The 22,391-nt window shown below is 73.7% G+C and carries 22 protein-coding genes and 1 riboswitch; of the genes, 16 read left to right on the top strand and 6 right to left on the bottom strand.

Annotated features, from left to right (window positions below; genetic code table 11):
• Positions 1–166: 166 nt before the first annotated feature.
• From ACFQ8C_RS02805 to ACFQ8C_RS02745, 13 genes are all read left to right on the top strand, one after another.
• The gene (locus tag ACFQ8C_RS02805) at positions 167–1,066 is read left to right on the top strand and encodes an ABC transporter permease (RefSeq protein WP_383451606.1); all 900 of its coding nucleotides are present in this window, start codon (positions 167–169) and stop codon (positions 1,064–1,066) included.
• Positions 1,059–1,847 carry an ABC transporter ATP-binding protein gene (locus tag ACFQ8C_RS02800; protein WP_383451586.1) on the top strand — a complete coding sequence of 263 codons (789 nt, stop codon included), beginning with the start codon at positions 1,059–1,061 and terminating at the stop codon, positions 1,845–1,847. The genes ACFQ8C_RS02805 and ACFQ8C_RS02800 overlap by 8 nt, the downstream gene beginning before the upstream one ends.
• Before the next feature lie 119 nt (positions 1,848–1,966).
• Positions 1,967–2,602, top strand: a complete 636-nt coding sequence (locus ACFQ8C_RS02795) for a TetR/AcrR family transcriptional regulator (RefSeq protein ID WP_383451584.1) — start codon at positions 1,967–1,969, stop codon at positions 2,600–2,602.
• A 288-nt stretch (positions 2,603–2,890) separates the two neighbouring features.
• Positions 2,891–3,796, top strand: coding sequence for a squalene synthase HpnC (hpnC, locus tag ACFQ8C_RS02790; protein ID WP_383451582.1), 906 nt, complete (start codon positions 2,891–2,893; stop codon positions 3,794–3,796).
• Positions 3,793–4,737 (top strand): presqualene diphosphate synthase HpnD, encoded by a 945-nt coding sequence (hpnD, locus tag ACFQ8C_RS02785; RefSeq protein WP_383451580.1) that lies wholly within the window; start codon positions 3,793–3,795, stop codon positions 4,735–4,737. Before hpnC ends, hpnD begins: the two co-directional genes overlap by 4 nt.
• On the top strand, positions 4,737–6,161 hold the full coding sequence (gene hpnE, locus ACFQ8C_RS02780; protein ID WP_383451578.1) for a hydroxysqualene dehydroxylase HpnE: 1,425 nt from the start codon (positions 4,737–4,739) through the stop codon (positions 6,159–6,161). Before hpnD ends, hpnE begins: the two co-directional genes overlap by 1 nt.
• Positions 6,158–7,258: a polyprenyl synthetase family protein gene (locus tag ACFQ8C_RS02775; RefSeq protein WP_383451576.1), complete on the top strand. Its 1,101-nt coding sequence runs from the start codon at positions 6,158–6,160 to the stop codon at positions 7,256–7,258. Before hpnE ends, ACFQ8C_RS02775 begins: the two co-directional genes overlap by 4 nt.
• Positions 7,259–7,366: 108 nt before the next feature.
• On the top strand, positions 7,367–9,364 hold the full coding sequence (gene shc / locus ACFQ8C_RS02770) for a squalene--hopene cyclase (protein WP_383451574.1): 1,998 nt from the start codon (positions 7,367–7,369) through the stop codon (positions 9,362–9,364).
• The gene (locus ACFQ8C_RS02765; RefSeq protein WP_383451572.1) at positions 9,361–10,023 is read left to right on the top strand and encodes a 1-hydroxy-2-methyl-2-butenyl 4-diphosphate reductase; all 663 of its coding nucleotides are present in this window, start codon (positions 9,361–9,363) and stop codon (positions 10,021–10,023) included. The genes shc and ACFQ8C_RS02765 overlap by 4 nt, the downstream gene beginning before the upstream one ends.
• Positions 10,024–10,030: 7 nt before the next feature.
• A complete protein-coding gene (hpnH, locus tag ACFQ8C_RS02760) occupies positions 10,031–11,047 on the top strand; it encodes an adenosyl-hopene transferase HpnH (protein ID WP_383451570.1) in 1,017 nt (338 codons plus the stop codon).
• A 10-nt stretch (positions 11,048–11,057) separates the two neighbouring features.
• Positions 11,058–12,443, top strand: a complete 1,386-nt coding sequence (locus ACFQ8C_RS02755; protein ID WP_383451568.1) for an aspartate aminotransferase family protein — start codon at positions 11,058–11,060, stop codon at positions 12,441–12,443.
• Positions 12,444–12,518: 75 nt separating this feature from the next.
• Positions 12,519–13,148 (top strand): helix-turn-helix domain-containing protein, encoded by a 630-nt coding sequence (locus ACFQ8C_RS02750; protein ID WP_383451567.1) that lies wholly within the window; start codon positions 12,519–12,521, stop codon positions 13,146–13,148.
• A 21-nt stretch (positions 13,149–13,169) separates the two neighbouring features.
• A complete protein-coding gene (locus ACFQ8C_RS02745; RefSeq protein ID WP_383451565.1) occupies positions 13,170–13,334 on the top strand; it encodes a DUF6126 family protein in 165 nt (54 codons plus the stop codon).
• A gap of 22 nt (positions 13,335–13,356) precedes the next feature.
• Here ACFQ8C_RS02745 and ACFQ8C_RS02740 read toward each other — a convergent pair whose 3' ends face one another.
• Positions 13,357–14,178, bottom strand: a complete 822-nt coding sequence (locus ACFQ8C_RS02740) for a tyrosine-protein phosphatase (protein ID WP_383451563.1) — start codon at positions 14,176–14,178, stop codon at positions 13,357–13,359.
• A 394-nt stretch (positions 14,179–14,572) separates the two neighbouring features.
• A riboswitch (cyclic di-AMP (ydaO/yuaA leader) is annotated at positions 14,573–14,729 on the top strand.
• Between the two features lie 4 nt (positions 14,730–14,733).
• Between ACFQ8C_RS02740 and ACFQ8C_RS02735 the strand changes: the two genes are divergently transcribed.
• Together ACFQ8C_RS02735 and ACFQ8C_RS02730 are read left to right on the top strand one after the other, a co-directional pair.
• Positions 14,734–15,711: a peptidoglycan DD-metalloendopeptidase family protein gene (locus ACFQ8C_RS02735; RefSeq protein ID WP_383451561.1), complete on the top strand. Its 978-nt coding sequence runs from the start codon at positions 14,734–14,736 to the stop codon at positions 15,709–15,711.
• Positions 15,712–15,870: 159 nt separating this feature from the next.
• Positions 15,871–16,674 (top strand): SGNH/GDSL hydrolase family protein, encoded by an 804-nt coding sequence (locus ACFQ8C_RS02730; protein ID WP_383451559.1) that lies wholly within the window; start codon positions 15,871–15,873, stop codon positions 16,672–16,674.
• Here the strand turns inward: ACFQ8C_RS02730 and ACFQ8C_RS02725 are convergent.
• Genes ACFQ8C_RS02725 through ACFQ8C_RS02705 form a run of 5 tightly spaced genes read right to left on the bottom strand, consistent with a single transcriptional unit; the run spans position 16,661 to position 21,865 of the window.
• Positions 16,661–17,524, bottom strand: a complete 864-nt coding sequence (locus tag ACFQ8C_RS02725; RefSeq protein WP_383451557.1) for an STM4011 family radical SAM protein — start codon at positions 17,522–17,524, stop codon at positions 16,661–16,663. The two genes, ACFQ8C_RS02730 and ACFQ8C_RS02725, sit on opposite strands and share 14 nt — an antisense overlap.
• A 9-nt stretch (positions 17,525–17,533) precedes the next feature.
• On the bottom strand, positions 17,534–18,871 hold the full coding sequence (locus tag ACFQ8C_RS02720; protein ID WP_383451555.1) for an STM4012 family radical SAM protein: 1,338 nt from the start codon (positions 18,869–18,871) through the stop codon (positions 17,534–17,536).
• Complete coding sequence (locus ACFQ8C_RS02715; RefSeq protein WP_383451604.1) at positions 18,868–19,689, bottom strand: STM4013/SEN3800 family hydrolase; 822 nt, start codon at positions 19,687–19,689, stop codon at positions 18,868–18,870. Before ACFQ8C_RS02715 ends, ACFQ8C_RS02720 begins: the two co-directional genes overlap by 4 nt.
• Before the next feature lie 11 nt (positions 19,690–19,700).
• Complete coding sequence (locus tag ACFQ8C_RS02710; protein WP_383451553.1) at positions 19,701–20,909, bottom strand: STM4014 family protein; 1,209 nt, start codon at positions 20,907–20,909, stop codon at positions 19,701–19,703.
• A complete protein-coding gene (locus ACFQ8C_RS02705; RefSeq protein WP_383451551.1) occupies positions 20,906–21,865 on the bottom strand; it encodes an STM4015 family protein in 960 nt (319 codons plus the stop codon). The genes ACFQ8C_RS02710 and ACFQ8C_RS02705 overlap by 4 nt, the downstream gene beginning before the upstream one ends.
• A gap of 181 nt (positions 21,866–22,046) precedes the next feature.
• Between ACFQ8C_RS02705 and ACFQ8C_RS02700 the strand changes: the two genes are divergently transcribed.
• A complete protein-coding gene (locus ACFQ8C_RS02700; RefSeq protein WP_383451549.1) occupies positions 22,047–22,373 on the top strand; it encodes a hypothetical protein in 327 nt (108 codons plus the stop codon).
• The last annotated feature ends 18 nt before the right edge of the window (positions 22,374–22,391 follow it).

Genomic DNA, 22,391 nt, shown 5'->3' with positions numbered 1-22,391 from the left:
CCGGCCGGGGCTCCACGTCACCGGCCGGCCACCTGGATGGCGTACGGTGTGGCGATCCGATGGGTCGCCCCCGGGCTGTCCGACATCGTGGTTATCCGACGAGCCGCACATCTTGAACACGAAAGTTTCGACTGTGAGTGACATTCACCCGGGCGGGGCGGTCGCGATGAGCGCGCCCCCGTCCTCCGTCGACGCGGGCCTGGCCCCGGGCGACCTCGCCGCCAAGTACGGCCTGTCGGTCAGCGGCGCCCGGCCCGGACTGTTCGAGTACGTCCGCGAGCTGTGGAGCCGTCGCCACTTCATCCTGGCGTTCTCCTCGGCGAAGCTGACCGCCCAGTACAGCCAGGCCAAGCTGGGCCAGGTCTGGCAGGTGGCGACCCCGCTGCTCAACGCCCTGGTCTACTACCTGATCTTCGGGCTGATCCTGGACGCCGGCCGCGGCATGAGCAAGGAGGTCTACATCCCCTTCCTCGTGACCGGCATCTTCGTGTTCACCTTCACGCAGAGCTCGGTCATGGCGGGCGTCCGCGCGATCTCGGGCAACCTCGGGCTCGTCCGGGCCCTGCACTTCCCGCGCGCCACCCTCCCGATCAGCTTCTCGCTCCAGCAGCTCCAGCAGCTGCTGTTCTCGCTGGTCGTGCTCGCCGCCGTGGCGATCGCCTTCGGCAGCTACCCCTCGCTCAGCTGGCTCCTGCTGATCCCGGCGCTCTTCCTCCAGTTCGTGTTCAACGTCGGCCTCGCGATGATCATGGCGAGGATGGGCTCCAAGACCCCCGACCTCGCCCAGCTCATGCCCTTCGTCATGCGGACCTGGATGTACGCCTCGGGCGTCATGTTCTCGATCCCGGTGATGCTCGCGGACAAGCCGGCCTGGATCGCGGACGTCCTCATGTACAACCCCGCGGCGGTCTACATGGACCTGGTCCGCTTCGCCCTGATCGACGGCTACGGCGCCTCGAACCTGCCCGCCCACGTCTGGGCCACCGCCCTCGGCTGGGCGCTGGTCTTCGGCATCGGCGGCTTCGTCTACTTCTGGAAGGCAGAGGAGAGGTACGGCCGTGGCTGACACCCCCCAGAACTCCCTGGCGCCCACCGTCATCTGCGAGGACGTCCACATCGTCTACCGGGTCAACGCCGGCGGCGGCGGCAAGGGCGGCGCCACCGCGGCCCTCAGCCGCATCGTCGGCAAGGGCAAGGCGGAGGTCACCAGGGGCGTCCGCAAGGTGCACGCCGTCCGGGGCGTCACCTTCACCGCCTACCGCGGCGAGGCCATCGGCCTCATCGGCACCAACGGCTCCGGCAAGTCCACGCTGCTGCGTGCCATCGCCGGTCTGCTCCCCACCGAGAGCGGCAAGGTCTACACCGACGGCCAGCCCTCGCTCCTCGGCGTCAACGCGGCCCTGATGAACGACCTCACCGGCGAGCGGAACGTCATCCTCGGCGGCCTCGCCATGGGCATGAGCCGCGAGGAGGTCCACGCGCGGTATCAGGACATCGTCGACTTCTCCGGGATCAACGACAAGGGCGACTTCATCAGCCTGCCCATGCGCACCTACTCCTCCGGCATGGGCGCCCGGCTCCGCTTCGCCATCGCGGCCTCCAAGAACCACGACGTGCTCCTCATCGACGAGGCGCTCGCCACCGGTGACCGCAAGTTCCAGATCCGGTCGGAGGCGCGCATCCGCGAGCTGCGCAAGGAGGCCGGCACGGTCTTCCTGGTCAGCCACAGCAACAAGTCCATCCGGGACACCTGCGACCGGGTGCTCTGGCTGGAGAAGGGCCAGCTCCTGATGGACGGCCCGACCGACGAGGTCCTCAAGGCGTACGAGCGCGAGACCGCCCGCTGACCTCCACGCCGCACCCCGTGCGCAGCGCCCCCGCCCCACCGGCGGGGGCGCTTCCGGTTTTCGCCGGTCGTACCCCGGCACGGAATGTTCATGCGGTCAACATCGGGCAGGATGAGCCCATGCCAGGGATCTCGGGCGGAAAGAACTACCACCACGGCGACCTGCGCAACGCCCTGATCGGCGCGGCCGTCGACCTCGCCACCGAAGGCGGCCCGGAGCGGGTCGTCCTGCGCGAGGCGGCCCGCCGCGTCGGCGTCTCGCCCACCGCCGCCTACCGGCACTTCGACGGACGCGGCGAGCTGCTCCGCACCGTCCGCGCCCACGCCAGGGCCCGGCTCGCCGAGGCCATGGAGCGGGCCGCCGCCCGCGAGCCCGGCGCCGACGACCCCGCGCTCGCCGCCGAGCGCCGGCTCGCCGCCCTCTGCCGCGGCTACGTCGGCTTCGCCGTCGAACACCCCGGGCTCTACCGCGCCGCCTTCGGCACCGTCCGCCCCGCCGCCGGGGAGCTCCCGGCCGACGTCCCCGTGCCCCCGGAGCCCGAGATCAGGGCCTTCACGCTCCTGAAGGAGGCCCTGGAGGCGCTCGACCGCAGCGGGGCCCGCCGCTCCGCCGCCGGCGCCGCCGCCTGGTCGGCCGTGCACGGCCTCTCGCTCCTCCTCCTCGAAGGCCCGCTCCGCCGGCTCTCCGACCGGCGCCGCGACGACGTGGTCGAGACCACCCTCGCCATGGTCGTCTCCGGAGCCCGCGCCCGGTGATCTTCCGGCGGGTCCCGCATCGCCACAGGTCAGCCCCGCGGACGCGGCCCCGCGCGGCGGCAGACCCCCCGAATGGCGACATCCCTCGTACAACGTAAGCTGTACCGGTCTGATCCACACCGCGCGCGGCGCCCCCGGGAGTCCCCGGCGGGCGCGTGCTCCGTGCGCGGCGGCGTGTCCGAAATAGGATGGATTGGATCGGCAGTGTAGAACGGGAGATATGACGGCCATGACGCAGAATCTCCAGCTTCACGTGGGTGTCGCCGTCCCCGCGCCGGGCGCCGCCCGGTGACGGCTTCCCGGCACGTGCGCGCCGACGACCCCTCGCGCACCACACTCGGCAAGGCCGCGGACGAGAACTTCCCCGTGGCCCCCTTCTTCCTGCCCCGTGACTGGCGCGACGACCTCATGGCCGTCTACGGCTACGCCCGCCTCGTCGACGACATCGGCGACGGCGACCTCGCCCCCGGTGGCGCCGACGCCTTCGGCCTCGCGGCCGACGCCGGGCCGCTCGCCCTCCTCGACGCCCTGGAAGAGGATCTGGGCCGGGTCTTCGACGGGACCCCGCGCCACCCGCTGCTGCGCGCCCTCCAGCCCACCGTCCGGCGCCGCGGCCTCACCTCCGGCCCGTTCCTCGGCCTGATCCAGGCCAACCGGCAGGACCAGCTGGTCAGCCGGTACGAGACGTACGACGACCTCCTCGCGTACTGCGAGCTCTCCGCCAACCCCGTCGGCCGCCTCGTCCTCGGCATCACCGGCACCGCCACCCCCGAGCGGATCCGCCGCTCCGACGAGATCTGCACCGCCCTCCAGATCGTCGAGCACCTCCAGGACGTCGCCGAGGACCTCGGCCGCGACCGGATCTACCTCCCCGCCGAGGACCTCAAGCGGTTCCACGTCACCGAGGACGAGCTCGCCCGCCCCACCGCCGGCGCCGCCGTGCGCTCCCTCGTCGCCTTCCAGGCCGAGCGCGCCCGCGCCCTGCTGCACGCCGGCATCCCGCTCGTCGGCAGCGTCCACGGCCGACTGCGGCTGCTCCTGGCCGGTTTCACCGCCGGAGGGCTCGCCGCGCTCGACGCCATCGCCGCCGCCGGCTTCGACGTCCTCGCCGGACCGCCGAAGCCCACCAAGCCGAGCCTGGCGCGTCAGGCGGGAGCGGTCCTGCTCCGGGCGCGCGCAGAGGGGGGAACATGACCGTGGAGGAACCGACCCGGCCGTCCGCGCCGGTGCAGGCCGCCTACAGCTACTGCGAGGCCGTCACCGGGCAGCAGGCCCGCAACTTCGCCTACGGCATCCGCCTGCTGCCCACCGACAAGCGGCAGGCCATGTCGGCCCTGTACGCCTTCTCCCGGCGGGTCGACGACATCGGCGACGGCACCCTCGCCCCCGAGACGAAGCACGAGCGCCTGGAGGCCACCCGGGTGCTCCTCGACCGGGTCCGCAAGGGCGACGTCGCCGAGGACGACACCGACCCCGTCGCGGTCGCCCTCGCCGACTCCGCCCGCCGCTTCCCGATCCCGCTCGAAGGGCTCGACGAGCTGATCGACGGCGTCCTCATGGACGTCCGCGGCGCCACCTACCGCACCTGGGACGAGCTCAAGGTCTACTGCCGGTGCGTCGCCGGCGCCATCGGGCGGCTCTCCCTCGGCGTCTTCGGCACCCAGCCCGGCGCCGCCGAGGCCGAGCGGGCCGCCGAGTACGCCGACACCCTCGGCCTCGCCCTCCAGCTCACCAACATCCTCCGGGACGTCCGCGAGGACGCCGGCAACGGCCGCACCTACCTGCCCGCCGAGGACCTCGCCCGCTTCGGCTGCGAGGACGGCTTCGGCACGGCGGCCCTGCCGCCCGGCGCCGACTTCGCCGGCCTCGTCCACTTCGAGGTCGCCCGCGCCCGCGCCCTCTTCGTCGAGGGCTACCGCCTGCTGCCGATGCTCGACCGGCGCAGCGGCGCCTGCGTCGCCGCCATGGCCGGCATCTACCGCCGCCTCCTCGACCGCATCGAGCGCGACCCCGGCGCCGTCCTGCGCGGCCGGGTCTCCCTCCCCGGCCCCGAGAAGGCGTACGTCGCCGTCCGAGGCCTCTCCGGCCTCGACGCCCGCCACATCGCCCGCCGCACCGCGAGGAGGCGCGCCTGATGACCCCCGCCGACGCCCCCGGCACACCCGTCCCGCACGACGGCCCCGGCGAGGCGCGCCCCCGCGCCGTCGTCGTCGGCGGCGGCCTCGCCGGGATCACCGCGGCGATCCAGCTCGCCGACGCCGGGGTCGAGGTCACGCTCCTCGAAGGGCGGCCCCGGCTCGGCGGGCTCGCCTTCTCCTTCCGGCGCGGCGAGCTGACCGTCGACAACGGGCAGCACGTCTACCTGCGCTGCTGCACCGCCTACCGCTGGTTCCTCGACCGCGTCGACGGCGCCCGCCTCGCCCCGCTCCAGGACCGGCTCGACGTGCCCGTCCTCGACGTCGGGCACCCGCGCGGGCCCCGGCTCGGACGGATCCGGCGCGACCCGCTGCCGGTCCCCCTCCACCTGGCCCGCAGCCTCGCCGCGTACCCCCACCTCTCCCTCGCCGAGCGGCTCTCCGTCGGCCGGGCCGCGCTCGCCCTCAAGCGGCTCGACCCCGCCGACCCGGCCCTCGACGGCATCGACTTCGCCACCTGGCTCGGCCGGCACGGCCAGTCGCCCCGCGCCATCGAGGCCCTCTGGGACCTGATCGGCATCCCCACCCTCAACGCCCCCGCCCCGGAAGCCTCCATGGGCCTCGCCGCCATGGTCTTCAAGACCGGGCTGCTCACCGACCCCGGCGCCGCCGACATCGGCTGGGCCCATGTGCCGCTCGGCCACCTCCACGACACCCTCGCCGGCAAGACCCTCGACGGGCTCGGCGTACGGACGCTGCTGCGCACCAAGGCCGAGCGCATCTCCCGTACCGACGACGGCCGTTGGGCCGTGGACGTGCCCGGCGAGCGCCTCGACGCCGACGCCGTCGTCCTCGCCGTGCCCCAGACCGAGACCCACGCCCTGCTCCCCGAGGACGCGCTCGACGACGCCGACCGGCTCCTCGACATCGGCACCGCGCCCATCCTCGACCTGCACGTCGTCTACGACCGCAAGGTGCTGAAGCGGCCCTTCTTCACCGCCCTCGGCTCCCCGGTCCAGTGGGTCTTCGACCGCACCGAGTCCTCCGGACTCACCGGCGGCGGCCAGTACCTGGCCGTCTCGCAGTCCGCCGCCCAGGACGAGATCGACGAACCCGTCGCCGCGCTCCGCGAGCGCTACCTCCCGGAGCTGGAGCGGCTGTTGCCCGCCGCCCGGGGCGCCGGGGTCCGCGACTTCTTCGTCACCCGCGAGCGGACCGCCACCTTCGCCCCCACACCCGGCGTCGGGCGCTTGCGCCCCGGCGCCCGCACCCGTGCGCCCGGCCTCTACCTGGCCGGCGCCTGGACCGCCACCGGCTGGCCCGCGACCATGGAGGGTGCCGTCCGAAGCGGCTTCAGCGCCGCGGGCGCGGCTCTCTCCGCCTTCGGCCGCCGCCACGACCATCCGCTGCAGGAGGCGGCATGAGTGTGATCACAGGAACTAGAGGAGAGACCGTGCCGACCGTGCCCCCGGGGACCCCGGCCGTCGACACCGCGGACGTGAGCGCCCTGCTGGAGAGGGGCCGGACCCTGTCCACCCCCGTCATGCGGGCGGCCGTCGGCCGTCTCGCATCGCCCATGGACACCGTGGCCGCCTACCACTTCGGCTGGATCGACGCCCAGGGCAACCCCACCGACGCCGACAGCGGAAAGGCCGTGCGCCCCGCGCTCGCCCTGCTCTCCGCCGAGGCCGCCGGCGCCGCGCCCGAGGTCGGCGTCCCCGGCGCCGTCGCCGTCGAGCTCGTGCACAACTTCTCGCTGCTGCACGACGACCTGATGGACGGCGACGAGCAGCGCCGCCACCGCGACACGGTGTGGAAGGTGCACGGTCCCGCCCAGGCGATCCTGGTCGGCGACGCCCTCTTCGCCCTCGCCAACGAACTCCTCCTGGAGCTCGGCACCGTCGAGGCAGGCCGGGCCACCCGCCGCCTCACCACCGCCACCCGCAAGCTGATCGACGGCCAGGCCCAGGACATCTCCTACGAGCACCGGGAGCGGGTCACCGTCGAGGAGTGCCTGGAGATGGAGGGCAACAAGACGGGCGCCCTGCTCGCCTGCGCCGTCTCCATCGGCGCCGTCCTCGGCGGCGCCGACGACCGCACCGCCGACAAGCTGGAGGAGTACGGCTACCACCTCGGCCTCGCCTTCCAGGCCGTCGACGACCTCCTCGGCATCTGGGGCGACCCGGACGCCACCGGCAAGCAGACCTGGAGCGACCTGCGGCAGCGGAAGAAGTCGCTGCCGGTCGTCGCCGCCCTCGCGGCCGGCGGAGAGGCCTCCGAGCGGCTCGGCCGGCTCCTCGCCGAGGACGCCAAGTCCACCGCCTTCGACTCCTTCTCGGAGGAGGACTTCGCCTACCGCGCCGCCCTCATCGAGGAGGCCGGCGGCCGCGAGTGGACCGCCGGGGAGGCACGCCGCCAGCACGCCGTCGCGCTCCGTGCCCTGGACGAGGTCGACATGCCCGCCCGGGTGCGCGACCAGCTCGTCGCCCTCGCCGACTTCGTCGTCGTACGGAAGAAATGATCATCCACAGCCAGATATGAGTGCGCAGTCGCCGGCCGGTGCCACCCGGCGCCGGCCGACGGCAGACCCGCAGGAGCAGAAGTAACCGACTGCCACGAAGGGGAAGCCATGACAGCGACGACCGACGGAAACGCCGGGGCTCTCGGCCCCCTCGCGCCCGCGGCCAGCACCACTCCACTGCACACCACGACCGACCCCGCGCGCCTCGACGAGGCCGCCGCCCGCGCCATCCGCGCGGCCACCGACCAGCTCCTCGCCCACCAGGCCCCGGAGGGCTGGTGGAAGGGCGACCTGGAGACCAACGTCACCATGGACGCCGAGGACCTGCTGCTCCGCAGGTTCCTCGACATCCTCGACCCGGACACCGTCGCGGCCGCCGCCCGGCACATCCGGAGCCGGCAGTACGAGGACGGCACCTGGCCCACCTTCCACGGCGGGCCCGCCGACCTCTCCGCCACCGTCGAGGCGTACGTCGCCCTCCGCCTCGCCGGGGACCGGCCCGAGGCCGCGCACATGGCCCGCGCCGCCGCCTGGGTCAGGGGCCGCGGCGGGATCGCCTCCGCCCGGGTCTTCACCCGCATCTGGCTCGCCCTCTTCGGCTGGTGGCGCTGGGAGGACCTGCCCGAGCTGCCGCCCGAGCTGATCTTCCTGCCGAAGTGGTTCCCGCTGAACATCTACGACTTCGGCTGCTGGGCCCGGCAGACCATCGTGCCGCTCACCGTCGTCTCCGCGAAGCGCCCGGTCCGCCCGGCGCCCTTCCCCCTCGACGAGTTGCACGCCGACCCGGACCGGCCGGCGCCCAAGCGCCCGCTCGCCCCGCTCACCGGCTGGGACGGCGTCTTCCAGCGCCTCGACAAGGCCCTGCGCGTCTACCACCGCGTCGCCCCGCGCGGAGTGCGCCGGGCGGCGATGAACACCGCCGCCCGCTGGATCGTCGAACGGCAGGAGAACGACGGCTGCTGGGGAGGCATCCAGCCGCCGGCCGTCTACTCGGTGATCGCCCTCCACCTCCTCGGCTACGACCTGGAGCACCCGGTGATGCGGGCCGGCCTGGAGTCCCTGGACCGGTTCGCCGTCTGGCGCGAGGAACCCGAGGGCCCGGTCCGCATGATCGAGGCCTGCCAGTCCCCGGTCTGGGACACCTGCCTCGCCACCATCGCCCTCGCCGACGCCGGCCTGCCCGCCGACCACCCGGCGCTGGTGAAGGCCGTCGACTGGATGCTCGACGAGGAGATCACCAAGTCCGGCGACTGGGCGGTCCGGCGGCCCGGACTCCCGCCGGGCGGCTGGGCGTTCGAGTTCCACAACGACAACTACCCGGACATCGACGACACCGCCGAGGTGATCCTCGCCCTGCGCAGGGTCCGTCACCCCGACCCCGCCCGGGTCGACGCGGCCGTCGCCCGCGCCGCCCGCTGGACCGCCGGCATGCAGTCCGGCAACGGCGCCTGGGCCGCCTTCGACGCCGACAACACCAGCGTCCTGCCGAACAAGCTGCCCTTCTGCGACTTCGGCGAGGTCATCGACCCGCCCTCCGCCGACGTCACGGCCCACGTCGTGGAGATGCTGGCGTACGAAGGCCGGGCCGACGACCCCCGCACCCGCCGGGGCATCGACTGGCTCCTCGCCGAACAGGAGCCGAACGGCGCCTGGTTCGGCCGCTGGGGCGTCAACTACGTCTACGGCACCGGCTCGGTGCTCCCCGCCCTCACCGCCGCCGGGTTCCCCACCACCCACCCGGCGATCCGCCGGGCCGTCGCCTGGCTCGCCGCCGCGCAGAACCCGGACGGCGGCTGGGGCGAGGACCTCCGCTCGTACGACGACCGCTCCTGGATCGCCCGCGGCACCTCCACCGCCTCCCAGACGGCCTGGGCCCTCATCGCGCTCCTCGCCGCCGGGGAGCGCGACTCCGAGACCGCCCGGCGGGGCGTGGCCTGGCTGGTGGAGACCCAGCGGGAGGACGGCTCCTGGGACGAGCCCTACTTCACCGGCACGGGCTTCCCCTGGGACTTCTCCATCAACTACCACCTCTACCGTCAGGTCTTCCCGCTCACCGCGCTCGGCCGGTACGTGCACGGCGAGCCCACGCCCGGCGGTCGCCCGTGACGGCCCGCGACCGCCCGCAGGGCGACTTCGGGGCCGTCCCGCCGCTGCTCGTCGCCTGCGCCCTCGGCATCGAGCGCCTCGCCCTGCGCGGCGGCGAACGCGACGGGGCACCGGGACCGGTCCGGGTGGTCCGTACGGGCATGGGGCCGGCCCACGCGAGCCGCGGGGTGGACCGCGCGCTGGCCCGCGAGGGCTGGGGCGCCGCCGCCGTCGTCGCCTCCGGCTTCTGCGCCGGACTGGCCCCCGGGATGCACCCCGGCGACCTGGTCGTCGCCGAGGAGACCCGGGGCCCGGACGGCGCCCTCGCCTGCGACGGCACCGACCTGCTCGTCAAGGCGCTCGCCCGGGCGGTGCCCGGGCGGACCGTGCACACCGGCCCGCTGACCGGCTCCGACCACGTCGTGCGGGGCCCCGAGCGGGCCGCGCTGGCCGCCGGCGGGGCGATCGCCGTCGACATGGAGTCCGCCGCCACCCTGCGTACCGCGCGGGCGGCCGGACCCCGCCCGCTTGCGGCCGTACGGGTGGTCGTGGACGCCCCCGAACACGAGCTGCTCCGGATCGGCACGGTACGCGGGGGAATATCGGCCTTCCGCGTCCTTCGCTCCGTCCTTCCCGCTTTCTTCGAATGGCACCGTTCTCTGCTGCTCCCCAGGAGGTGAGCCGGTCATGGCCATGCCGCTCCGTCAGTCCGTCCGGGTCGGGACCTATCTCTTCGAACAGAAGCTCCGCAAGCGGGACAAGTTCCCCCTCATCGTCGAGCTGGAGCCGCTCTACGCCTGCAACCTCAAATGCGAGGGCTGCGGCAAGATCCAGCACCCGGCCGGCGTCCTCAAGCAGCGGATGCCGGTCGCCCAGGCGGTCGGCGCCGTCCTGGAGTCCGGCGCCCCGATGGTCTCCATCGCCGGCGGCGAACCCCTGATGCACCCCCAGATCCACGAGATCGTCCGCCAGCTGGTGGCCCGCCGGAAGTACGTCTTCCTCTGCACCAACGCGATGCTGCTCCGCAAGAAGCTCGGCGACTTCACCCCGTCCCCCTACTTCGCCTTCGCCGTCCACATCGACGGACTGCGCGAACGCCACGACGAGTCGGTGGCCAAGGAGGGCGTCTTCGACGAGGCCGTGGCGGCGATCAAGGAGGCCAAGCGGCGCGGATTCCGGGTCACCACCAATTCGACCTTCTTCAACACCGACACCCCGCAGACCATCATCGAGGTGCTGAACTTCCTCAACGACGACCTCCAGGTCGACGAAATGATGATCTCGCCCGCCTATGCCTACGAGAAGGCGCCCGACCAGGAACACTTCCTCGGCGTCGAGCAGACCAGGGAACTCTTCAAGAAGGCGTTCTCCGGGGGAAACCGCCGCCGCTGGCGGCTCAACCACTCGCCGCTCTTCCTCGACTTCCTCGAAGGAAAGGCCGACTTCCCCTGCACCGCCTGGGCGATCCCCAACTACTCCCTCTTCGGGTGGCAGCGCCCCTGCTATCTGATGAGCGACGGCTACGTCCCCACCTACCGGGAACTCGTCGAGGAGACCGACTGGGACAAGTACGGCCGCGGCAAGGACCCGCGCTGCGCCAACTGCATGGCGCACTGCGGCTACGAACCGACCGCCGTGCTCGCCACCATGAGCTCGCTCAAGGAGTCGCTGCGGGCGGTCCGCGAGACCGTCTCGGGGAGCTGAGGGACGGGCCATGACCGACGGCTTCGACCTGCGGGCGCTGCTCGCCGAGCGCGGCGGCGAGCGGTACGAGCTGCACGCCCGGTACCTCAACCCGCAGCTGCCGCGGATGCTGCACACCATCGGCTTCGACAAGGTCTACGAGCGGGCCGAGGGCGCCCACTTCTGGGACGCCGAGGGCAACGACCACCTCGACATGCTCGCCGGCTTCGGCGTCATGGGCCTCGGCCGGCACCACCCCGTCGTCCGCGCGGCCCTGCACGACGTCCTCGACGCGGACCTGCCCGACCTCACCCGCTTCGACTGTCCGCCGCTGCCCGGCATCCTCGCCGAGCGGCTCCTCGCCCACAGCCCCCACCTCGACCGGGTCTTCTTCGGCAACAGCGGCACGGAGGCCGTCGAGACCGCGCTGAAGTTCGCCCGGTACGCCACCGGCCGGCCCAGGGTCGTCTACTGCGACCACGCCTTCCACGGCCTCACCACCGGCGCCCTCTCGGTCAACGGCGAGCAGGGCTTCCGGGAGGGCTTCGCCCCGCTGCTGCCGGACACCGCGATCGCCCTGGGCGACCTCGACGCCCTGGAGCGCGAGCTCCGCAAGGGCGACGTGGCCGCCTTCGTGGTCGAACCGATCCAGGGCAAGGGCGTCCACGAGGCCCCGCCCGGCTTCCTCGCCGCCGCCCAGGAGCTGCTCCACCGACACGGGGCGCTGCTGATCGCCGACGAGGTGCAGACCGGTCTGGGCAGGACCGGCGACTTCTACGCGTACCAGCACGAGGAGGGGGTCGAGCCGGACCTGGTGTGCGTGGCGAAGGCGCTCTCCGGCGGGTACGTGCCGGTCGGCGCCACCCTCGGCAAGGACTGGATCTTCAAGAAGGTCTACTCGTCCATGGACCGGGTGCTGGTCCACTCGGCCAGCTTCGGTTCCAACGCCCAGGCGATGGCGGCCGGGCTCGCGGTGCTGTCGGTGATGGAGTCCGAGGGGACGGTCGCCCACGTGCGGCGGGTCGGCGGACTCCTGAAGGCCCGGCTGGAGGAGCTGGTGCCCCGCTACGAACTGCTGCACGCGGTCCGGGGCCGGGGGCTGATGATCGGCGTCGAGTTCGGCCGGCCGAGCTCACTGGGGCTGCGCGGGCGCTGGGCGATGCTCCAGACGGCCCGCAAGGGTCTCTTCGCGCAGATGGTGGTCGTCCCGCTGCTCCAGCGGCACAGGATCCTCACCCAGGTCTCCGGGGACCATCTGGAGGTGATCAAGCTCATCCCGCCGCTGGTGATCGACGAGGCGGACGTGGACCGGTTCGTCACCGCCTTCACGGCGGTCATGGAGGACGCCCACGGCGGCGGCGGGCTGCTCTGGGACTTCGGGAAGACGCTGGTCAAGCAGGCGGTCGCCCAGCGCTGAGCCGCGTCCTCTCCGTGATTTTGCCTCTGAGGCAAGAAACTTGCCTCAGAGGCATATTCCTGGCGGAATGGACCCATGGACCACGTCCCCCGGGACTCCGCCCCGGAAACCGCCGCTCCCGAGCCGCTGCCCGACGTCGCCCCGCAGCTGCGGGCCCTGCGCCGGCGCCGGGGGCTCACCCTGGAGGCGGCCGCGCAGCGCGCCGGGCTCTCCCCGGCGCACCTCTCGCGGCTGGAGACCGGGAACCGGCAGCCCTCGCTGCCGATGCTGCTGGCCCTCGCCCGTATCTACGGTACGACGGTCGCCGAGCTGCTCGGGGAGACCCCGCCCGAACGCGACCCCGTGATCCGGGCCGACCGCTCCGACCCCGTCGAGGCCGACGGCTGGATCTACCGGCAGGCCGGCGGCGCGGGGCGGGCCATGCAGTGCCTGCGCGTCCACGTGCCGTACGCGACCCGCGCCGACATCGTGCGCGTCCATCCCGGCGAGGAGTGGCTGCACGTCCTGGAGGGGCAGGTCAGGCTCGCGCTCGGCGAGGCGGTCCACCTGCTCGATCCCGGGGACAGCGCGCACTTCGACTCGCTGACCCCGCACCGGATCGGCGCGGCCGGCCGCGCCGGTGCCGAGGTGCTGTTCGTCCACACGCTCCTGCAGAGCCCCGCCGCCGAGACGTGCCTGGGCGGCGGCGCCCCGCACCCCCGCTGAGCCCCCGAAGGGTTGGTCGACATGTCCGACAAGTCCGTGAATTCTGCCCCGGTCACCGGCGAAGAGCGCGGCGAGGGGAAGTTCCCCAAGGGGCTGGTGCTCCGCCTCTTCGCCTACCTGGTCGCCGGTCACCTCTTCGCCGGCTTCCTCTACCTGCTCTTCATGCTGGGCGGGCAGAACCAGTAGCCGGACCCCCGGGAGCGGCCGCTCACGCCTCGGTGAGGAAGCGCTCCCGCAGCCGCTCGCGGGTCTCGGGCGCCAGCTTCAGGCCCTCCGCGAGGTAGGCGTCCACGGAGCCCCAGGTCGCGTCGATCGTCTCGAAGGCGGCCCGCAGGTACTCCACCCGCGCGTCGAAGAGCGGGCTCAGCAGCTCCATCACCTCGGGCGCCATCGCGTCCCGGGCGGTGGAGCTGCGGCGCACCTTGTAGCGGCGGTGCGGAGCGTCGGACTTCACGTAGTCGGCCTCGATGGCCTCGCGCTCCACGCCCAGCGCGAGCAGGGTGATCGCGATCGAGAGTCCGGCGCGGTCCTTGCCGGCCGCGCAGTGCATCAGGGCCGGGACGGCCTCCTCGGCGAGGGAGTGCAGGACCCGGCTGTGCTCGGCGGTCCGCTCCACGATCATCCGGCGGTACGAGGAGGTCATCCGCTCCGCGGCCTTGCCGTCGCCCAGCAGGCCCCGCAGCGTGTCGAGGTCGCCCTCGCGGACCATCCGCCAGAACTCCTTGCCGTCGGCGGGGTCGCTCAGGGGTATGTTCACGTTCCGCACGCCCGGGAGCTCGACGTCCGGGCCCTCCACCTTGGCGTCGGCGGCGTTGCGGAAGTCGAAGATCGTGTGCAGGCCGAGGTCGGAGAGGAAGGCCGCGTCGGACTCGGTGGCGTCGGCGAGGTGGCCGCTGCGGAAGAGGGCGCCGGGCCGGACGGCGCGCCCGTCCGTGGTCGGCAGGCCGGCCACGTCCCGGAAGTTGCGGACCGCCGCGAGCTCGGGCTCGCCGGGTTCGAGGGGCTGGACCTGCGGCAGCTGCTGCGTCACGGATGCTCCTGGGGGTAGGCGTTCGCGGGGCCGGGACGGGATCGGTTCCCCCCGCAATCATCCCGTCGAGCGCGGCGCGGCGCACCCCCCTGGTCGGTAATGGGCGATCTGTCCGTATTGGAAGGTCTTGAGGTAACGCGCCCTGGTTGCGGGGGAGATGGAATTCCGTGCGTGAGCAGGGTCATAGAAGTGACGGATCGTGGCCGACCGCCCGGCCCAACCTCCCTCCCCGAAAAGGGAATCGAGGGACCGTCATCCACGGAGGGTGACCGGAATTCCGGGGCCGAAGATCGTCCCGGAATGTCCGGCGAATTCCATGGCTTGTTCGCGCCGACCCCGCTCGTCTAGCGTCGCCGTCAATCCGGTCGGACCGCCGAATCCTGCCACCGTCCGGAATTCGCACCCACCCATGCGTGGCAGGAGCGGGGGACCCAAGGAAGTACGCCGGTCCCGCGACGCAGGACGGCTCGGGGTGAAGCCGCGTGAGAAACGCGGCCGGACATCTCCAGTCCGAACCCGACAGCTCACCTCGCAGGCGCCGGAGAGGAATTCGCCATGCCCGCGAAGGGTAAGCACCGCCGCCAGAAGTCCACCCTGATCACCCGTGGCCTCGTCGCCGCCGGCACCGGTGGCGCCGTCGTCGCCCTGCCGCTGATCGGCGCCACCGGCGCCCACGCCGCCGAGCAGGCCGCCCCGGCCGCCGTCTCCGGCACCGTGGCCGTCGCCGCCGCGCAGGTCCAGGCCGCCGCCCCGGCCGCCAAGGCCGCCGCCCCGACCACGTACTCCGTGGTCGCCGGCGACTACCTGTCCAAGATCGCCGCCGACCACGACGTCGCCGGCGGCTGGGAGCGGCTCTACGCCGACAACCGCCAGGTCGTCGGCGGGAACCCCTCGCTGATCTTCCCGGGCATGAAGCTCACCCTCGGCGCCAAGAACCCCGCCAAGGCCGCCGCCGCCAAGGCCGCGCCGAAGGCCGCCGCCAAGGCCGCCCCGAAGGCCGCCGCCAAGGCCGCCCCGAAGGCCGAGGCGAAGGTCACCCAGGAGGCCCCGTCCTCCGGCGAGCAGACCCGCGCCTCCCGCTCCACCGAGCGCGCCGCGGCCCCGGCCGCCGCCGCCCAGTCCTCCTCCTCCGGCTGGGTCACCCCGGTCGCCGGCGGCGTCTCCACCTCGTACCGGACCGCCGGTGCCATGTGGTCCTCCGGCTACCACACCGGTGCCGACTTCATCGCCTCCTCCGGCACCACCGTCCGCGCCGTCGGCGCCGGCACGGTCGTCTCCGCCGGCTGGAGCGGCGCCTACGGCAACGAGGTCGTCATCCAGCACGCCGACGGCAACTACTCGCAGTACGCCCACCTCTCCTCCCTGGCCGTCTCCGCCGGCCAGTCGGTGAGCGGCGGCCAGCAGATCGGCCTCTCGGGTTCCACCGGCAACTCGACCGGCCCGCACCTGCACTTCGAGATCCGCACCTCGCCGAGCTACGGCTCGGACGTCGACCCGCTGGCCTACCTGCGCCAGCACGGCGTCTCGATCTGACCCGTCCGGCCCCGCGGCCGCACGAAGGCCCGGCACCCTGGTGCCGGGCCTTCGCCCTATTCCGGCTTGGCAAATTCTTTATCGGTGGCATATGTCACCCGCCGTCAACCCCTCCTTACGGTCGCGTAGGTCACATCCGAAAAGGAAGGATGTGCTTCCGTGGCAGACGATTCGAGAGCAACAGACGAGAACACGTTCGGGTCATTCGGGTCGTACGCGGCGATCGGTGACAGCTTCACCGAGGGCGTCGGGGACCCCGGACCCGACGGGACCTACGTCGGCTGGGCCGACCGCTTCGCGGTCCTCCTCGCCGACCAGCTGCCGGACCACGAGGGCTTCCGCTACGCCAACCTCGCGGTCCGCGGCCGCCTCCTCGACCAGATCGTGGCCGAGCAGGTGCCCCGGGCGAAGGAACTCGCCCCCGACCTGGTGACCTTCTGCGCGGGCGGCAACGACATCATCCGCCCCGGCACCGACCCCGACGACGTCGCCGAGCGCTTCGAGCGGGCGGTGAAGGACCTCACCTCCGCCGTCGGCACCGTCATGGTGACCACCGGCTTCGACACCCGTGACGTGCCCGTGCTCAAGCACCTGCGCGGGAAGATCGCCACCTACACGGCCCACGTCCGCTCCATCGCCGACCGCTACGACTGCCCGGTCCTCGACCTGTGGTCGCTGAGGTCGGTCCAGGACCGGCGCGCCTGGGACGACGACCGGCTGCACCTCTCGCCCGAGGGCCACACCAGGGTCGCGCTGCGCGCCGCCCAGGTCCTCGGCCTGCCGGTGCCGGCCGACCCGGACCAGGCGTGGCCGCCGCTGCCCGCCCGAGGTCCGCTGGAGGTCCGCCGGGACGACATCCACTGGGCGCGCGAGTACCTGGTGCCGTGGATCGGCCGACGGCTGCGCGGCGAGAGCTCCGGCGACCACGTCGAGGCCAAGCGCCCCGACCTCATGCCCCTGTAGCTCCCGGACGGCCGGCGGGGATCCGCTCCAGGACCCCGCCGGCGAAGACGTCGTACAGCGGCAGCGTCTCCAGGTGGACGTAGCCGATGTGACAGTCGCAGACGGCGAGGGGACAGGCCCGCGGCCGCAGCGCGGCGCGGTAGGAGCCGTCGTACAGGTTGCCCAGCTCGGCCCTGACGAAGTGACAGCGCCGCACCGTCCCCTCCCCGTCCACCGACACCACCGACTCGCCCGTCCGGCAGGGCAGCCCCGCCGACCGGTGCGGGTGCCGGCTGTAGCCGAAGAGCGGGTCGAGGGCCGTCCACGCCGCCGCCTCCGCGTCGGTGTAGGCGCGTCCCTCGGCGGCGTTCACCCACAGGTAGACGTGCTCCGGCAGCGCCTCCCGCAGCCGCAGCGCCTCCCCGTGGTGCTCGGGCAGCCCCACCACGCCCACGCTGAACCGCACGCCCCGGGCCGCCAGGTCGAGCGCCTTGCCGAGGAAGCGGTCGTACGGGGTCTGGCCGGGGTGGTACGTGCACCACAGGGCCAGCGACCCGAGGTCGGCCTCGTCCAGCCACGAGGTCCGGCAGCTCAGATTGGTCTGGATGGCCACCCGCTCGACGTGCGGAAGCCGCGAGAGCCCCACCATCGCCCGCCGGTACCAGGAACGGACCAGGCCCTCGCCCCACGGGGTGAAGAGGATCCGCAGCCGGTCCCCGGTCCGCTCCTCCGCCCAGCCGGTGAACCGGTCGAGGGCCGCCCGGTCCGCCCGCAGCGTCTCCGGGGAGTCCCGGCGCTTGGCGAAGGGACAGTACGGGCAGTCGTAGTCGCAGGAGGCGAGCGGCCCCCGGTACAGCAGCGTCAGGTCCACGGCCGGCCCCTACTTCGGCTCGTACGCGGCCATCGCGGCCCGTACGGCGGGGGAGAACAGCGCGGGACCCAGCCCGTCCGAGTGCGCCAGCCCCTCCGGGGACAGCCTGAGCAGCCCCTCCGGCGCCGACCCGTCCAGCCAGCCGTACGCCGCGAACCGGTCGAGCTCCGCGCGGAAGTCCTCGTACGCCGAGGACCCGAACCGCTTCTCGTACCCGGCGAGCTCCATGCCCTCCGCCTGGAGCAGCGACTGGAGGAGATGGCGGCGGCGCGCCTCGGCCCCGTCCACCCACCGGCCCACCTCCGCCCGGGAGAAGTCCCCGGTCTCCGTGTAGGCGTCGATGATCGAGCGGATCTCCCGCATGTCGACCGCGTAGTCGAAGGAGTAGTGGAGCGCGGAGGTGTACGAGCGGGCGCCGCAGCCCAGGCCGATCATGCCGTCCGTCTGGCAGGCGTGGTCGTCCGCGCCGGACGGGGCCGCGCCGGCCCGCCGGAACATCCGCATCGACACCTGCTCGTAGCCGTGCGCCAGCAGCCGGTCCCGGCCCTGCCGGTAGAGCCGCAGCCGCCGCTCGTCCCACTCCCCGTCGGACTCGGCGGGGCCCGAGCGGCCGAGACCGGTCAGCGGCCGCACGTACAGGGGGTACAGGTAGAGCTCCTCGGGCCGCCAGGCGAGCGCCGCGTCCAGCGAGTACCGCCAGGACGCGTCGGTCTGGCCGTCGATGCCGTAGATGAGGTCGATGTTCAGCACCGGCACCCCGCTGTCCCGGATCCGGCCGAGCGCCGCCTCCACGTCGGCCCGGCGCTGCGGGCGGACCGCCGCCCGCGCCTCGGCGTCCACGAAGCTCTGCACCCCGATGCTCAGCCGGGTCGTGCCCCGCCCGGCGAGGACCGCGAGCCGGTCGGCGGTCGCGGTGGCCGGGGAGGTCTCCACGGAGAGCGGCACCGCCCGCAGGTCCGCGCCCATGCGGTGCTCGGCGATGTCGCAGAGCCGCTCCAGCTCGGCGGCGGTGAGGAAGGTGGGGGTGCCGCCGCCGAACGCCGCCGCCGCGAAGCGCACCGGCGCCGCGTCGCCGAGCGCCTCGCGGACCGCGACGGCCTGCCGGTCGAGCGCGTCGAGGTAGCGGGTGGTCAGCTCGTCCGGGGCGCCGATCCGGGTGAAGAGGTTGCAGAAGCCGCAGCGGACCTCGCAGAACGGCACGTGCGCGTAGAGCGAGAGGGAGTCCTTCGGCTCGTCCGCCCAGAGCCCGGCCAGTCCGGGGCGGCCGGGCAGCGGGCGGTACGCCGTCTTGTGCGGGTAGGCGTAGACGTACGAGTCGTACGGACGCGGGGGCGGGGCGCCGGTCACGCGGCGGCTCCTTCCGCGGGGCCGTCGAGGGTGAACTGCGCGTACGGCACCGTCCACACCACCTCGTGGCCGAGCCGGTGGCCCGTGAAGCCGTCGTCGCCGTACGCCGTGCCGTGGTCCGAGCAGACGACGGCGAAGCAGCGGCGACGGCTGCTCATCGCCGCGAAGAGGCGCCCGATGTGCCGGTCGACGTACTCCAGGGCGGCCGCGTGGGTGGCCCGGGAGTCGCCGGCGTCGCGGGTCGCGCCCGGCAGGTGGAACCAGTTGGGCTGGTGCAGCGCCGCCACGTTCACGAAGAGGAAGAGCCGGCGGTCGGCCGGGAGCGCGGCCACCACCTCCTCGGCCCGCGTCACCTGAGCCTCGAACGAGGTCGGCGAGGCCACCCCGAAGGACGGCTCCCAGTGGCTCTCCTGGAAGAGCCCGGGGAGCACGTCGCCGAGCGGCGGCTGTCCGTTGAAGAAGCCGACACCGCCCACGCACACCGTCCGGTAGCCGTCGGCGGCGAGCGCCGAGACCAGGTCGGGGGCGTCGTACACGTAGGTGCCGTCGGCGGTGGTCTCACTGCCCGCGAACCGGGCCGCGAAGAGCCGGGGGTGCGGCCCGGGCTCGGCCGGGGTCGGCAGGAAGCCCGCGAAGATCGCCTGGTGGGAGGCGTAGGTGAAGCTGCCGGGGGCGTGCCGGCGCTCCCAGCGGCCGCCGGGGAGCCGGCCCGCCAGGTTCGGGATGCGGCCGGCGGCGGCCAGCTCGGCGGCCACGTCGTACCGGAGCGTGTCGAGGGTGACCAGAAGCAGGTCGTGGCTGCCGACGACCGTGTTCATGTCGGGCTGGTTCACGGGGCTGTGCTCGTTCCTGTGGGGCGTGTTCCGGTCGTGCCCGGTCCGGGGGCGGCCGGTCCGGTCGCACCCGTTCCGGCGGTGGCTGTCGCGGTGCGGGCGGGCGGGTTCCGCAGCAGGTCGGCGACCTGGGCGCCGTAGGTGTCCAGGCCCTCGGCGCCGCTGCCCGCCAGGCCGGTGAGGCCGGGCAGCAGGTCCCCGAAGGCGTTGACCTCGCCCACGGCGAAGCGCCGCCAGCCGGCGCCCGGCAGCAGGTCCACCCCGACGCACCGGGTGCCGGGGAAGGCCGCCGCCGCGCGCTCGCAGACGGCGAGGGCGTCCTCCCAGCGGCCACCGGCGGCGGTGATCGCCGTCCGGACGGCGGCGAGGTCGCCACGGGCTCCGCCGAGGTGCAGATTGGTCAGCGGCGAGCGGCTGGTGCGGACCACCGCGTGGGTGGCGCGCCCCCCGGTCACCACCACCCGCAGGTCGGCCGCCCGGCCGCCCTGGACCGCCTTCGGCAGCCAGCGCTCCACGTGCAGCCCGTCCGGGGCGAGCGCGTCGACGAGGGCGCCGACCTCCCGCTCGCCCGTGTAGCGGCGTACCCGCAGCGAGTTGAAGAGCCGTCCGGCGCCGTCCCGTTCGACCGAGGTGGCGGCCTGCACCCGGCCCGCGCCGGCCGTCTCCACGGCGAGCACCCCGGAGGCGGAGGAGCCGTGGGCCGGCTTGACGAAGACCCGGCGCAGCCCCGCCCCGGCCATCAGCTCCACCAGGTCGTCCCAGTTCCGCACCGGCGTCCCGCCGGGGCCGGAGGTCGGCGAGGCCGGGACGGGCACCCCGGCGGCGGCCAGCCGGCCGTGGGTGAGCCGCTTGTCGAAGAGGACCGCCGTCTCCGCCGGATCGTCGACCAGCACCGCGCCGGAGCGCGAGGCCTCGGCGGCGAGCCCGGCGAGGGCGGCGGTGAACCGCTCGTACCAGACCCGGCCGCCCTCCACCCGGGCCGGATCGTCGGTGCCGCGCAGCAGCAGCTCGACCTCCGGCACCTCGCCGGGGGAGTCGACCCGCACGGTCTCGCCCGCCGCGAAGCGGGCCCGGCCGCGCAGGACCTCCGTCCATGGCACGGCCCGCGCCCCGGGCAGCCCGGCGGCGCGCAGCGCCTCCTGGAAGAACGCCACGCGCCGCCCCGCCGGGTCGCCGACGACGACGAGGCGCGGGCCGGCGGTCATTCGGCGATGGCGACGTAGCGCCAGACGTCCCCGTCGCCGTCGTCCTCCGGGGACTGCGGGTCGTCCAGGACGACCCGCACCCCGTGCGGGGCGAGCGCGGCGGTGAGCCGTTCGCCCATGGCCTCCGAGAGGTAGTGGTGCTCCAGGTCGAGTTCCCGCAGATGGGTCAGGGGCTGGCCGTCGAGCAGCGCGGCCGCGCCCTCGTCGGTGAGCACGCCCATGCTGAGGTCGAGCCGGTCGAGGCGCGCGACGACCGGGGCGCTCGCCACGGCGGCGGCCACCCGGTCCTCGATCACGCTGTTGCACAGGCCGAGGCTGCGCAGGGCCGGGAAGGCCTCGCCGGTGAGCAGCGGCGCGAGGTCGAGGGGGGTGGAGTCGCCGCCGTACTCGTCCGTCCCGAGCCACAGTTCGAGCTGTTCCAGGGCCGGCAGGTCGCTTCCGGCGATGCCGCGCACGGTCTCGGCGCCGAGACCGCCGCTCTCCACGACCAGGGTCTCCAGGGCGGTGTGGCGCACCGGCGGGAAGACGAGTCCGGTCCCTCCGCGCACGCCGAGCTCCCGCAGCGCCGGGTAGGCGGCGAGCAGCGGCGTCACGTCGGACTGGACGATCCAGGAGATCTCGCAGTCCTCGAAGGTCATGTCCCCGAGGAAGACCGCCTCCAGGCCGGTCAGCCGGTCGTTGGCGCCGATGAGCGCGGTGACGATCGGGGCCGAGGAGGTGTCGTACGCGTCCTCCCAGCCGCCCACGACGAGCGCGCGGACCCGGGAGGTGTCCACGGACTTCAGGAAGCGCTCGAAGACGGCGGCCCAGCTCTCCTCGTCCGCGTCGCGGTAGGTCGGGCTGGACAGCCGCCACGCCACGGCCGCCGCGTCGGGCAGTCCGGCCCGCGCGTCGGCGTCCGGGAGGTCGAAGACGGGGAGGCCGTGGAACTCCTCCAGGTGGACCCCAATGGTCATGACGGTGCTCCAGACGACGGACGGCGGGACGGGCTGGTGTACGGACTGACGGCAAGAGTTCTACCAAGTCCCACCGACAGTCCGGTGCGGCGGGTGCCGCACCGGACGCGTTGTCAGTGGCGGCCCCTAGCGTCGTTCCCGTGTTCGGGCACCGGGTTCCGGACCGGGGAAGGGGAGAGCCATGTACCGGCAGGGGGACGTGCTGATCGTGCCCGTCGACGAGCGGGCCGTGCCCGTCCGGGCGAGGGAGGCGCGGAGCGAGCCGAGGGACGGCCGGGGCAGGCTCGTGCTCGCCTTCGGCGAGGTCACCGGACACGCCCACGCGGTCCCGGGGCCCGGCCGGCTGCTCCGGGAGCCGGGCCCGTACGGCCCGTTCCTGCTCGAACTCCCCGAGGGCGGGCGGCTGGTGCACGAGGAGCACGCGCCGATCGCGCTGCCCAGGGGCTGGTACCGGGTGGTGCGGCAGCGCGAGTACGTGCCGGGCGCGTACCGGATCGTGGCGGACTGAGAAGGCACCGGGACGGGG

The sequence above is a fragment of the Streptomyces sp. NPDC056503 genome (assembly GCF_042794995.1).
Classification (GTDB): Bacteria; Actinomycetota; Actinomycetes; order Streptomycetales; family Streptomycetaceae; genus Streptomyces.
This window is presented reverse-complemented; position numbering and strand designations above follow the sequence as displayed.